This is a genomic window from Staphylococcus kloosii (assembly GCF_032139365.1).
Lineage (GTDB): Bacteria > Bacillota > Bacilli > Staphylococcales > Staphylococcaceae > Staphylococcus > Staphylococcus kloosii_A.
Genome location: NZ_JAVTDB010000020.1, coordinates 17,460 through 31,684 on the forward strand (window position 1 = coordinate 17,460; position 14,225 = coordinate 31,684).

A 14,225-nucleotide genomic window follows, 5' to 3' on the forward strand; every position below is an offset into this window, starting at 1 on the left:
GAGTATGAATTGAATTCAAAATTATGTAAGCGTATACTTTAAGTGTTCAATTAGGATTAAAGGGGGAAGAGTATGCATAATTTACCAAATGCTGAACTTTGGACAGGTAGAGTTGATAGCGAAACGGATAGTAGCCAGTTTCGCCATTTTCAAACAATTCAATTCGGTAATTTAAATGAGAAGACATCAAAGTCACAACGTGAAGGTGTAGGTATACTCGGTTATGAAGTAGACAAAGGAGTCGAATTAAATAATGGTCGATTAGGCGCGAAAGAAGGTCCAAATGCTATTAAAAGTGCATTTGCGAATTTACCAGTACTACGCGCTAGCCCAATTTATGACTATGGTAATATAGCCCATGATCACGAAACATTAGAAGAAACGCAACAAGAATTTGCACAATATGTAACGCAATCGGTTAATAAACATAAACAAACATTTTTATTAGGCGGAGGGCATGATATTGCTTACGCTCAATACTTAGGCGTTAGGGCGGCAAATCCTGATTCGTCTATAGGTGTCATTAATATTGATGCACATTTCGATACTCGCATTGCTGATGGCTCTACGTCAGGTACAAGTTTCCGACAAATATTAGAAGAAGATGAAAACACTTCATACTTAGTATTAGGTATCCAACAAGGGGGCAATACACAGGCTCTATTTGATTATGCAGAAGAACGAAACATAGACTATGTCTTTTCAGATGAGTTATTGCATCAAGTCTCACCACCAATTAAAGATTTAGTAGATCGATTTGTACATGACCATGACGTTATCATGTTTACAGTGTGTATGGATGTCATTGATAGTGCTTATGCACCAGGCGTTAGTGCCCCAGCAGTGTTAGGCTTATATCCAAATATTGTGTTGGAATTGGCTAAACGTATTATACCAAATGATAAAGTGTCTACAATAAGTATAGCCGAAACGAACCCAGCATATGATATTGATAATAGAACTGCAAAGTTGACAGCCAACTTTATTCATCATTTTTTACGTTAATTTCCCAATAATTTAAAAATACAGAGATTAAAGAAAGTACTCTAGCCGAGTGCTTTCTTTTTTTTAGGTAATTAAGGTAAATCGTACGACCTAATTTGGGTTTAAATTTGACGGCATCTAATTGATTTGTGTTAAATGATTGATAATAAAATCTCGGTATAATGGCATAGCCTAAACCTTTATGGACAAAATTCGTTGCCGCTTCAAAGCGATCAACTTCTAATATGATATTTGGGTGGAGATTTACTCGCTTAAAGTAATCGTCTAAGTGTTGTCTTACTTGTGAACCTTTCTTCGGTAAGATTAAGGGTAAATCATCTATTGTAATATGTTGCTGATTGAATGTATTGCGTGGTGCTAACAGAACGTAAGACTCATCGTATAATGGTGTGGATTGAATCGCTTCGTGTGTAATATTTTCATTTGATAAAGCGATATGCTCTTCAAAATTTAATAAGTGTTCTAAGATATCGTTTTGGTTATGTATTTCGGAAATTAAATAAGTTTGATCGTCGTAAGTTTTACGATGCATTGCTATAACTTGTGACACCCATTGATTGGTTGATTCTAGTATAGAGATTTTAATTTTAGGGGACTCACTCATTTTTAAGTCATGCATTTTTTCCATAGTTTGATGATATTCCTGCACTAACTGTACTGCATAATAGTAAAACTGAATGCCTTTTTCTGTAATTTTGATATCTTTTGTTGTACGTGTGAATAAATCATAACCTAAAGTATGTTCGATTTTTTTGATTGTTGCCGTTAAAGAAGGCTGGCTAATATGTAAAAATTTAGCAGCTTGTGTAAAGTTGTTATATTTAACTACTGCAATAAAGTATTCTAACTGAATAATTTTCATAAAAAACGCCACCTTTGCTATTTATAGTTTTATCCTATTAATGTTTAGTTTATTTATATTGGTAAGTTATAACTAAGCATAATATACTTACACTATAGCGTAAACAAGCAAATGCTTAATTTTATTTAAGTCATGTTAAAAAAGTGAAGTCAGTTTGAGATTTATATCGTATATAGCAATTAAATGAAGGGATGGAGTGATTGTTAATGAGACAAATACAAGCCAAAAAAGGATTAGATATCGAGTGTAAAGGATGGGAACAAGAAGCAGTTTTAAGAATGCTTTATAATAATTTGGATCCGGAAGTAGCAGAAAGACCAGAAGATTTAGTCGTATACGGGGGCATTGGTAAAGCGGCTAGAAACTGGGAGGCTTTCGAGGCGATTGAAAATACATTACGCGATTTAGAAGCGGATGAAACTATGTTAGTCCAATCTGGTAAACCAGTTGCAGTATTTAAAACGCACGAAGAAGCCCCTCGTGTATTAATATCAAACTCAGTATTAGTGCCTGAATGGGCAAACTGGGATCATTTTCATGAATTAGACAAAGAAGGTCTTATGATGTATGGGCAAATGACTGCAGGTAGTTGGATTTATATCGGTTCACAAGGTATCGTCCAAGGGACTTATGAAACTTTTGGAGAACTAGCAAACCAACATTTTGATGGTAGTCTTGCGGGCACTGTGACGTTGACTGCTGGTTTAGGTGGTATGGGTGGTGCGCAACCACTTGCTGTTACGATGAATGAAGGTGTCGTCATTGGTGTCGAAGTTGACGAATCAAGAATTGATAAACGTATTGCTACTAAATATTGTGATGTAAAAACGGATAATCTGGATGAAGCATTGAAATTAGCAGACGAAGCAAGAAAAGAAAAACGTCCTTTATCAATCGGTCTTTTAGGTAATGCGGTAGACATACACCAACAAATATTAGATAAAGGCTTTAAAATTGATATTATTACAGACCAAACAAGTGCACACGATCCGTTAAATGGCTATGTACCTCAAGGTTATTCAGTTGAAGAAGCCAAAACTTATCGTGAGAGTAAGCCGAAAGCATACGTTAAAGAATCTGAGGCTTCTATGGCTAAACATGTTTCATTAATGTTAGATTTCCAAAAGCAAGGCGCTATTGCATTTGACTATGGTAATAATATTCGTCAAGTTGCTTATAATAATGGCATAACAAATGCATTCGATTTCCCAGGATTCGTACCAGCTTATATTAGACCACTATTTTGTGAAGGTAAAGGTCCGTTTAGATTTGCTGCATTAAGTGGCGATCCTAAAGATATCGAACGCGCAGATGAAGAAATGAGAAAATTATTCCCAGATAACGAAAAACTAAATCGTTGGTTAGATTTAGCATCTGAAAAAATTGCATATCAAGGTTTACCATCACGTATCGCTTGGCTAGGTTATGGTGAAAGGGCTAAGATGGGCTTAGCACTTAATAAATTAGTTAGAGATGGTGAAATTTCTGCACCTATCGTTATTGGACGTGACCATTTAGATTCAGGTTCAGTAGCAAGTCCTAACAGAGAAACAGAAGGTATGAAAGATGGTTCAGATGCAGTAGGTGACTGGGCTGTCTTAAATGCCTTAATTAATACAGCAGCAGGCGGTTCATGGATTTCATTCCACCACGGCGGTGGCGTAGGAATGGGGTACTCGCTTCATGCTGGTATGGTAGTTGTCGCTGATGGCTCAGAACGTGCTGATAGACGCTTAGGCAGAGTATTAACTACAGATCCAGGCATGGGTGTAGCACGACATGTTGATGCTGGGTATGACTCAGCAGTAAAAGTTGCCAAAGCGCAAGGCGTCAAAATTCCAATGATAGATAGAAAAGGTGATCAATAATGAATGATTTAATTATACAAAATATTAAACAGCTAATTTTACCTAAATCTACCGATCGACCATTAAAAGGGACAGAATTAGATGAATTGACTACAATTAACAATGGGACTGTTGTAGTTAAAGATGGGAAAATTGTCTATTCTGGTAAGTACACTGATGAATATGAAGCTAAAGAAACAATTGATGCAAGCGATAAAGTTGTATCACCGTCTTTAGTCGAAGCTCACACTCATTTAGTGCACGGTGGTTCAAGAGAACATGAAATGGCACTGAAGAGACAAGGCGTGTCATATCTTGAAATATTAGAACAAGGTGGTGGCATACTTTCAACAGTTGAAGCTACACGTAATACTTCAGAAGAAGACTTACTGAAAAAGGCAGAAAAGCAACTATTAACTATGATGCAACATGGTGTGCTAACCGTAGAGGCTAAAAGTGGATATGGATTAGATAAAGAAACTGAATTAAAACAATTACGTGTTTCTAATCAATTAGCCGACAAGTTTAATTTAGAAATGAAACATACTTTTTTAGGACCTCATGCTATTCCTAAAGATGCTACATCTAATCAAGCCTTTTTAGACGAAATGATTGCTATGTTACCGGAAGCGAAACAATATGCAGACTTTGCTGATATTTTTTGTGAAACGGGTGTCTTTACGATAGAAGAATCTAAAAAGTATATGCAAGCTGCAAAAGAAGCTGGCTATAGAGTGAAAATACATGCAGATGAAATTGATCCACTCGGCGGATTAGAATTAGCGATAAATGAAGGTGCAATTAGTGCCGATCACCTAGTTGCTTCAAGTGAGGAAGGTAAACAAAAATTAAACGACAGCGACACTGTTGCAGTGATTTTACCTGGAACGACTTTCTATTTAGGTAAAGAACAATATGCGGATGCGAGAGGCATGATAGACAATAATGGTGCGATTGCGATTGCAACTGACTTTAATCCGGGTAGTTGTGTCACAAATAATTTACAACTCGTAATGTCTATTGCATCACTTAAATTGAAGTTATCATCAAATGAAATATGGAATGCTGTAACTGTCAATGCAGCCAAAGCAATAGACAGTGAAGCAGGTACAATTAATAAAGGTGATAAAGCGAATATTGTCTTATGGGATGCACCGAATTACGAATATATTTTATATCATTTTGGTATTAACCATGCAGATAAAGTAATCAAAGATGGACGTATTATTTTTGATAATGCGGTATCAGATGCAACAATTAATGTATAACATTATCAATGAGAGCTTGGGACATTGTCTTTAGGCTCTCATTTTATATGGGCGGTCGATGACTGGATTGAAATCGCGCTTATATCAAGCTGCTTTCAACGCTAGTCATCTTTGCCGGGTGGGACTGCAAAAGTTAATAATAAAAATTAGATTTTTGTCCTGACCCCTATTTTGCTTAATAGATTTTAGTTGTCTCAAAAATTCAGAAAATTATGATACGATAGACCTAATGGGGATATTTAAGGGGGAACACTTATGATTAGTCTTGATTACTTAAGACAGTGGCAAGCAAAATATTATAGTAATGATATTATCATAGGTGTCCTTTTAGCATTAGCACTTCTTCCCGGGGCTATCGCATTTTCTTTTATTGCTGGGGTTAGTCCGTCGATGGGGCTATTAAGTACTAGTATGATAATGCTTGTCATTAGTATTACGGGAAGTCGAACAATAATGGTAACTGCGCCTAGCAGTGGTGTGTCATTAGTTGCAGCACCAATCGTAGCTCATCATGGTGTGAAATATTTAATATTAGCCACCCTTGCAATGGGGATTATTCAAATTATTTTTGGCCTCTGTCATTTAAATAAAGTACTAGATTTAATTCCTAATACAGTCGTAATTGGATTTATGAACGCATTAGGTATATTGTTATTTACCTCTCAATTATCAAACATTTTTCATATTTCAAGCATGACCTATGTGGTTGTTATAATTTCATTAATCATTATTTGGCTTGTACCTAAATTCACTAGAATAATACCGTCATCTTTAGTAGCAATCATTGTCTTAACTTTATGTGCTTGGTATTTTAAGCCAAATATTAAATACGTAGCAGACTTATCAACCGTACATATAATGCTACCTAAACTATATCTTCCATTGGATATTTTAACTTTACATAGCGTAGGAGTAATTCTTTTTTATGGATTAATGATGGCAATAGTTGCTACAGTTCAAACTACACTTACTGCACGTTTAATAGACGAGCTCACACATTCTACTAGTAATAAAAATAAAGAATCCATTGGGCAAGGTATCGCAACAATAATTACCAGCTCACTAAGTGGTATTGGAGGGAGCGCCTTAGTCGGCCAGTCTCGATTTATCGTGTCTATGGGTGTAACTTCAAGAATAACAACATGTGTGGCAGGTGTTTTTTTATTTATCAGCCTATTTGCTTTTAGTAATATTATTGGCAAGATTCCAATGGCAGTATTAGCAACGGTACTTATAACTATTTCATTAACTACTTTTGACAGAAGAACGAAATCATATATCGAAGCGGCACCTTTTAAAAATGGAACTGTCATCATAGTAACAATGATTATTATACTAGCAAGCAATAATCTTGCTTACGGTGTTTTATTTGGCACTATATTTTACTATACTTTGAATAATATATTTAAAAATAAAAGGAGTGATACGTAATGCCTAATTTTGACGATTACGTACAATGGAGAAGACATTTTCATCAATATCCCGAAGTGTCTAAAAATGAATATGAAACTACAAAGAAACTTAAAGAAATTTTAACTGCTTATGATATTAAAGTGCTTGATCTACCGTTAGAGACAGGATTAATCGCAGAGGTAGGTCAAGGTGATGAATTTGTAGCAGTGAGAACTGATATCGATGCATTGCCAATCACTGAACAAGTTGATCATGCTTTTAAATCAACAAATGAAGGTGCAATGCACGCATGTGGTCATGATATGCATATGGCAAGTATTTTAGCTGTGGCGACTAAACTTAAAGCAAATGAAGCCGATTTAAAGGGGAGAGTTAGATTATTATTTCAACCCGCAGAAGAAATTGGTTTTGGCGCGTTAAATCTTGTGGATACTGGCGCCTTGGAAGGTGTTAAAGCAGTGTTAGGATATCATAATTTCCCAACGTTAAATATAGGTGAATTTATGGTTAAATCTGGACCAGTCACATCATCTGTTGACCGTTTTGAATTTAAGATTAAAGGTAAAGGTGCACATGCGGCAAAACCAGAACAAGGTAATGATACCGTCATAGTGCTCGGTCAACTTATTAATAGTTTACAGTCAATAGTAAGTCGAAATATATCGGCTTTTGATAATGCAGTTTTAACTATCGGAGAAGTTTCTTCAGGTAATACTTGGAATGTAATCGCCGATGAGGCATACGTGCAAGGGACAGTACGTTCATTTGATCAATCAGTGCGTCAGAAAATTGAAGATAGAATGAAGCAAATTGGTGATGGTTTAGCACAAGCATTTGATTTAGAAATTGAAACATTATATCACCACGTTACCGCAGCCGTAAATAATGACACAAAACTAACAAACGACGCAGTTGAAGTCGCTAAAGAAGTTGGTTATGACGTCTCAATCATGGATGAACCATTGACGATTGGTGAAGATTTCTCTGGCTATTCAACGCATTATCCTAGTGTGTTTGCTTTTATTGGTTCAAATAGTGAATATGACTTACATCATCCTAAATTCGATCCAGACGAGCGTATTTTAGAAACAGTGCCAGATTATTTTGTTACTTTTGTTAATAGATTATTTGATGCGTCATAATTTATAATTATTAATGTGTAACTAATGGTGCTTCTTGGGTATTTATTAGCATAACTTGAATTAAAGGAGTTTTGATTATGCCAAATATAGATCCTAGAAGTAAATATTCAAATGCAGATTTTCCAAAGCAAGAGCAACCTATCCCAGGGTTACAGAGCGAATTAAATCCTCAACCCGATTGCGGAGAAACATCATATACAGGTCATAATAGATTATTAGATTACAAAATGTTAGTAACTGGTGGCGATTCAGCTATAGGTCGTGCTGCGGCTATCGCTTATGCGAAAGAGGGCGCGGATGTAGCTATAAACTATTTGCCAGCTGAAGAAGAAGATGCGCAACAAGTTAAACAAGTCATTGAACAAGCTGGCAGAAAAGCTGTCTTGATTCCAGGTGATTTAAGAAATGAGCAATTTAATTATGATTTAATCGAACAAGCCCAAAAACAATTAGGTGGCTTAGATAATGTAACAATCGTTGCTGGGCACCAACAATACCGCGACAATATTAAAGGTTTTGACACACCTTCATTTACTGAAACTTTTGAAACTAACGTATACCCAATATTTTGGTTGGTTCAAAAAGCGGTAGATTATTTAAAACCAGGCGCAACGATTACAACCACATCATCAGTTCAAGGTTATAATCCTAGCCCAATTTTACACGATTATGCAGCTTCTAAAGCAGCGATTATTTCTTTAACTAAAAGCTTGTCAGAAGAACTAGGTGGCCAAGGTATTAGAGTTAACTGTGTCGCACCAGGGCCATTCTGGTCACCATTGCAAATTTCTGGTGGTCAACCTCAAGAAAAAATACCTCACTTTGGTCAAAAAGAAGTGTTAGGCAGAGCTGGACAACCGGTAGAACTTGCGGGGACATACGTACATTTAGCAGCTGAAGAATCTAGTTATACCACTGGCCAAGTGTACGGTGTTACTGGTGGTACGCAGTTAGATTAATTCAACATTACTTTGTCTGTTAAAGGTAGTTGACGAAATCATCAATATTTTTGTCAAACAATTAAGGTCTTGAATAAAGTAACAGAATGTCATAACCCCATTAAGAATAAGCAGTGGCTAACAGCATTGAAAATGCGCTAATATTTTGCGTATTTTCAATGCTTGGCTTATGTGTAGGAGTGTTATTATGAAACAATTAAATCCACAAGATTTATCAAAACAACAAAATTATAAATTATTAAGTGGTAGTGTCATACCGCGTCCAATCGCTTTTGTAACGACGAAAGATAATTCGGGGAATATAAATGCTGCACCGTTTAGTTTTTTTAATGTCGTTAATAGTGCACCTCCGATGATTATGATTTCAACGGGTAGAAATAATGGAAAGCGTAAAGATACTTCATTAAATATAGAAGAAACAGAAAACTTTGTAGTGCATATTACTGATAGTGATAATGTTGAAGACGTGAATATTACAGCGGCACCTATGGAACGAGAGGAAAGTGAGATTGAGCGTACTCAAATGGAGTTGATAGACTCTATAGTTGTTGATACACCAAGCGTAAAACATGCTAAGGTACGTATGGAATGTAAACTTGAGCGTCTTATTCAGTTAGGAGATGAACTTGAAGGGTCAGATTTAATAATTGGCGAAGTCGTCATGTTCCACATAGATGATCAAGTTTATTTTGAAGATAGTAAAATAATTGCAGAGGCTCTACAACCCATTGCTAGGTTATCTGGTAGTGATTATACACGTCTTGGAGACAAATTTACGCTTGAACGTCCAACTGAATAAAAAGAAATGCTATATTTGCAAACCATTTATTTTTTATGTCAATTTGACTTATAAGTATAAATAGTGTAACGTATACACGAATTTATTTAATTTACTTATAAATGCAAAACACGCAAATGCTTGTAATATGATTTTACAACTATTTAAATGCGGTTCATATTGTAATAGCATGATATAAGTAAATATGACTAACTAGACACTCTTTTCTTCATAATTAAGAAAAGAGTTTTTTATTTTTAAGGGAGTAGGTTGGATATGAAAGAGACACAAAAAGGTAGTTTATGGGCATTATCGCCATTGTTATTATTCGTCTTACTGTTTTTAGGTATAGGTATCATTTCGGGTGATTTTACTACGATGCCACTAAACGTTGCTATAGTGATTGCCTCGGTATATGGATTATTGTTATATCGTAAAGAAACGTTTGCGAAAAAAGTGGAAGTATTTACTAAAGGTGCCGGTCACTCAAATATTGTATTAATGATGATTATCTTTATTTTGGCTGGCGCTTTCTCTCAAACTACTGAAGATATGGGAGGCGTCCAATCAACTGTTAATCTAGGATTGACGTTAATACCACAAAACTTATTGATAGTCGGATTGTTTATTATTTGTATGTTCGTTTCTATTTCTATGGGTACTTCTGTAGGGACAGTTGCAGCAATTGCACCAGTTGGCTTTGGTTTAAGTCAAGCAACAGATGTTTCTGCTGCACTAACGATGGCCACTGTAGTTGGTGGTGCTATGTTTGGCGACAATCTATCAATGATTTCTGATACAACGATTGCTGCCGTTCGTACTCAAAAGACTAAGATGAGTGATAAGTTTAAAGTTAATTTCAAAATTGTCTTACCGGGTGCGATTTTAACAATTATTGTATTATGGTTTATGACGCATGGCACACATATTGATAGCACGAAAAATTATGATTTTAATATCATAAAAGTCATTCCTTACTTAGTAGTGTTAATTTTAGCCCTTATTGGTATCAATGTCATACTTGTACTAATTGGTGGTACTGTATTATCAGCGATAATCGGCTTGATTGACGGTTCATTTAATTGGGTTCACCTATTGAAATCAATATCTAAAGGTATAATGGGTATGGAAGACATTGCTATGATTGCTTTATTAATTGGGGGGCTAGTGGCACTGATTGAATATTACGGTGGTATTGCATGGCTACTGAATTTTATCAGAAGCAAAGTTAAATCTAAGAGAGGGGCCGAATTTGGTATTGCCAGCTTAGTAAGTGTTGCAGACATTTCTACGGCTAATAATACAATATCTATTCTTATGGCCGGAACGCTTGCTAAAAATATTTCAGATGAATTTGATGTCGATCCAAGAAAGTCAGCTAGTATATTAGATATATTTGCGAGTTGTTTCCAAGGATTCGTACCATACAGTCCTCAATTAATTGCAGCTGCTAGTGTAGCAAAAATATCACCAATAGAACTAATGGGCTATAGTTTTTATCCAATTTTATTAGGGATTTGTGGTTTAATAGCGATATTCTTTAAACTACCTAATTTAAATAAAAAGAAAAAACAAAATACAGCATATTAATACAGCTAAAACTGACTAATGATTATATAATTATTTATACGTAATATTGACGTGAGAGAAAAATTTCCAGTAAAGTTGTTAGACGGTATTTTTTATCTAATTAAAGCAATAATTGTTTAGCATAGTTAAATAATAAGTTAATATAAATACAAGAGGGAAAGTAGGTGACGAATATGGCCAAATATAATATAGAAAACGATAACGTTAATGTGAACCTAGAAAGGTTATTTAAATCTTCTCCCGAGCTTTTATATCGTGCATGGACGGATGAAAGATTACTTAAACGTTGGTTTATGACTTCAGAAAGAACAAATCAACTTATTAAAATTGATGCTCAAGAACAAGGTTCTTATGAAATTATAGATATACGTAAAGGAAAAGAGAATAAAGTGCAAGGCCGATTTGAGTCATTAGAAGAAAACGAATATATAGAAATGACGATAGGCATGCCTGAAATTAGCGAAGCGGAAGATAAGATTAATGTTGAAATTTTTGAAAGAGAAGCCGGTATTACACAGATGATTTTTAATTATAATGCGGTAGTACCTAAAGAAAGAAGACTTTCAAATTTAGAATATAAGCAAAAGAAAAAAGAATATCATGATTCAACTGCACATGGTTTTGAAATGATGTTCGATAAATTACAACAAGTTGTAGCAGATGAACGTGAAAATGGTTCAAATTAAATAATTAAAAGCTAGGATGAAGCAATTGCCCATCCTAGCTTTTTTAATTGCTAATTTTAAATTAAAGCGTGCCAAATTCGATACGTTCATTAAACTTTCTTACAACAGTTTCGAAAAAGATATGATAACTAATGAAACTTGAATAATCAGTGCCATCATGTAGATAAAATGTATTACTAGAAACATAAACATTATAATTAGCTTTTTGAGCTAAGTTGTTGTCCTTTAATGTCGTTACTGAAATAAAATATTGTTGTTTAAGTTGTAGCGCGTTTGTGATTTCCGGTATTTGATAAGATTCTCCAGATAAAGAAATAATGAAGAATAAATCTTGAGGCGTCGACTTGTTTAATATCATTTTTAATTCATGTACATCGTGTAGAACGATAATATTTTTGTGTATTGTTAATAATACACGTTGTGCTTCTTGAGCGACATTTAATTGCGCTAATCCCGTGCCGTAAAGATAAATTGTCTCTGCTTCTAATAATTTGTCCGTAATGAGCTTATAGTCAATACGTTCTAAATAGGCGAATGTATTTTTAATTTCTTGTTGAAATCCTTCGATTGAATCTGAAGGTAATTGTTTCACTTGTTCAGTTTCAAACTTTATGTATGATTTAAAATCGCTATAACCATCGAAGCCTAATTTTTTAGTAAATCGATGTATAGATGCATTAGAAGCATGTGTTTGTGCGGCAAGTTCTTGAATTTTCATCGATTTACATGCGTGAATATGTGTATTAATAAATTGGGCAATATGTAAATCATTATCGTTAAGCTTATCGAAATTTTTATTTAGCCGTTCATCTAAAAACAAGTTAGCACCTCATTTACTTGAAAACATTTTCGGTTTTTGAAAATATAATCTGATTATACAAAACATTTCAAAATAACGTCAAACTGTTGTTTAAATGTAAGCGTTTACTATAACATATGATTAAGTAAAAAATTGAAAAAATAGCTGTAAAGCATTATACAATCAATTTTTATAAAAAGTATTGGGGTGTCTATATGAATGCAATTAAACGTTTTGGTAGTGCTATGATTGTACCTGTACTTATGTTTGCTTTCTTCGGTATAGTTTTAGGATTTGCGACTTTATTTAAAAATCCAGCTATAATGGGAAGTATTGCGGATAGTGGTACGGCTTGGACTAAAGTTTGGACAGTAGTTGAATCTGGTGGTTGGACCATTTTCAATCATATGGAAATCGTTTTTGTGGTAGGATTACCCATTTCTCTCGCTAAAAAAGCATCGGGACATGCGACATTAGCAGCATTAATGGGATATTTAATGTTCAATACGTTTATTAATGCCATATTAACGCAATGGCCACATACTTTCGGGGCTAACTTTAATAAAGGTGTAGAAAATGTTACAGGATTAAAAGCTATTGCCGGTATTGATACATTGGACACTAATATTTTAGGTGCTATCATTATTTCTAGTATAGTAACTTGGATACATAATAAATATTACAGTAAAAAATTACCTGAGATGTTAGGCATTTTCCAAGGATTGACTTTTGTTGTAACGATTTCTTTCTTTGTAATGTTACCTATTGCGCTAATTACATGTATTGTATGGCCAACAGTGCAAGATGCGATTTCGTCACTACAAGGTTTCATTATAGGATCTGGTTATATAGGAGTTTGGCTATATCACTTCTTAGAAAGAGTACTTATACCTACAGGTTTACATCACTTCATTTATGCACCAGTTGAAGTTGGACCAGTAGTAGTCAATGATGGCTTAAAAGCTGAATGGTTCAAACATGTAAATGAATTTGCTAAAAGTACTAAACCGTTAAAAGAACAATTCCATTATGGCTTTATGTTACAAGGGAATGGTAAAGTATTTGGTGCTATCGGGATAGCATTGGCGATGTATTCTACTACGCCTAAAGAAAATAAGAAAAAGGTTGCAGCATTATTAATACCAGCAACATTAACTGCAGTAGTCGTAGGTATTACTGAACCATTAGAGTTTACGTTCCTATTTATTGCACCATATCTATTTGTAATACATGCGATCTTATCTGCAACAATGGATACTGTAATGTATGGATTTGGACTAGTAGGTAACTTTGGCGGAGGGCTAATCGACTTCTTTGCCACTAACTGGATACCGCTAGGACAAAACCATTGGATGACATACATAATCCAAATTATTATTGGTGTAATATTTACTGGTATTTATTTTGTAGTATTCAGATTTTTAATTTTGAAATTTGATATACCTTTACCTGGACGTAAAAAGGAAGAAGAAAATGTGAAGCTTTATAGTAAAAATGACTATAAAGAAAGTAAAGGTGAAGCGGCTACTACTTCTAGCGGTAACGAATATGAAGATAAAGCTGTCTACTACTTAGAAGGTTTAGGTGGAGCTGAAAATATTAAAGACGTGACAAATTGTGCAACAAGATTACGATTAACTGTTAATGATCCTGAAAAGGTTGAAGGTAATGATTACTTTATTCACAATCAACAAGCTCATGGATTAGTTAAAAGTGGTAAGAATGTACAAGTTATCGTTGGAATGTCAGTGCCACAAGTCAGAGAAGCATTTGAAGAAATATTAAATAGTAAAGAAAGTATTAATTGAATAATATTAAAAAGCATGCATAAGCTGATTACGTCTTATGCATGCTTTATTATATTATTTCAATAATG

General features: G+C 34.5%; 12 protein-coding genes. 10 read left to right on the forward strand and 2 right to left on the reverse strand.

Annotated elements, in window-relative coordinates; all coding sequences use genetic code 11:
- The first annotated feature begins 72 nt into the window (after window positions 1–72).
- On the forward strand, window positions 73–1,005 hold the full coding sequence (gene hutG, locus RPL90_RS02105; protein WP_313542153.1) for a formimidoylglutamase: 933 nt from the start codon (window positions 73–75) through the stop codon (window positions 1,003–1,005).
- On the opposite strand, the gene RPL90_RS02110 is transcribed toward hutG, so the two are convergent.
- The gene (locus RPL90_RS02110; RefSeq protein WP_313542156.1) at window positions 983–1,867 is read right to left on the reverse strand and encodes a LysR family transcriptional regulator; all 885 of its coding nucleotides are present in this window, start codon (window positions 1,865–1,867) and stop codon (window positions 983–985) included. The two genes, hutG and RPL90_RS02110, sit on opposite strands and share 23 nt — an antisense overlap.
- A 206-nt stretch (window positions 1,868–2,073) precedes the next feature.
- Between RPL90_RS02110 and hutU the strand changes: the two genes are divergently transcribed.
- The 8 genes from hutU to RPL90_RS02150 all read left to right on the forward strand — a co-directional run bounded on the left by hutU (window position 2,074) and on the right by RPL90_RS02150 (window position 11,550).
- Window positions 2,074–3,735 carry a urocanate hydratase gene (gene hutU, locus RPL90_RS02115; protein WP_313542159.1) on the forward strand — a complete coding sequence of 554 codons (1,662 nt, stop codon included), beginning with the start codon at window positions 2,074–2,076 and terminating at the stop codon, window positions 3,733–3,735.
- Window positions 3,735–4,982 carry an imidazolonepropionase gene (hutI, locus tag RPL90_RS02120; RefSeq protein WP_313542162.1) on the forward strand — a complete coding sequence of 416 codons (1,248 nt, stop codon included), beginning with the start codon at window positions 3,735–3,737 and terminating at the stop codon, window positions 4,980–4,982. Before hutU ends, hutI begins: the two co-directional genes overlap by 1 nt.
- Window positions 4,983–5,237: 255 nt before the next feature.
- Window positions 5,238–6,413: a SulP family inorganic anion transporter gene (locus tag RPL90_RS02125; RefSeq protein ID WP_313542165.1), complete on the forward strand. Its 1,176-nt coding sequence runs from the start codon at window positions 5,238–5,240 to the stop codon at window positions 6,411–6,413.
- Entirely contained in the window at window positions 6,413–7,537 is a 1,125-nt protein-coding gene (locus RPL90_RS02130; RefSeq protein WP_313542168.1) for an amidohydrolase, read from the forward strand. The genes RPL90_RS02125 and RPL90_RS02130 overlap by 1 nt, the downstream gene beginning before the upstream one ends.
- A 77-nt stretch (window positions 7,538–7,614) precedes the next feature.
- A complete protein-coding gene (locus tag RPL90_RS02135; RefSeq protein WP_313542171.1) occupies window positions 7,615–8,496 on the forward strand; it encodes an SDR family oxidoreductase in 882 nt (293 codons plus the stop codon).
- A gap of 187 nt (window positions 8,497–8,683) precedes the next feature.
- Entirely contained in the window at window positions 8,684–9,295 is a 612-nt protein-coding gene (locus tag RPL90_RS02140; protein WP_313542174.1) for a flavin reductase family protein, read from the forward strand.
- 255 nt (window positions 9,296–9,550) lie between these two features.
- Complete coding sequence (locus RPL90_RS02145) at window positions 9,551–10,864, forward strand: Na+/H+ antiporter NhaC family protein (protein ID WP_313542177.1); 1,314 nt, start codon at window positions 9,551–9,553, stop codon at window positions 10,862–10,864.
- A gap of 173 nt (window positions 10,865–11,037) precedes the next feature.
- Window positions 11,038–11,550 (forward strand): SRPBCC family protein, encoded by a 513-nt coding sequence (locus RPL90_RS02150; RefSeq protein WP_313542180.1) that lies wholly within the window; start codon window positions 11,038–11,040, stop codon window positions 11,548–11,550.
- 61 nt (window positions 11,551–11,611) lie between these two features.
- On the opposite strand, the gene RPL90_RS02155 is transcribed toward RPL90_RS02150, so the two are convergent.
- Window positions 11,612–12,370, reverse strand: a complete 759-nt coding sequence (locus RPL90_RS02155; protein WP_313542183.1) for a MurR/RpiR family transcriptional regulator — start codon at window positions 12,368–12,370, stop codon at window positions 11,612–11,614.
- A 194-nt stretch (window positions 12,371–12,564) separates the two neighbouring features.
- Here RPL90_RS02155 and RPL90_RS02160 point away from each other — a divergent pair, with 194 nt between their 5' ends.
- Window positions 12,565–14,157 carry an alpha-glucoside-specific PTS transporter subunit IIBC gene (locus RPL90_RS02160; RefSeq protein ID WP_313542186.1) on the forward strand — a complete coding sequence of 531 codons (1,593 nt, stop codon included), beginning with the start codon at window positions 12,565–12,567 and terminating at the stop codon, window positions 14,155–14,157.
- Window positions 14,158–14,225: the final 68 nt, after the last annotated feature.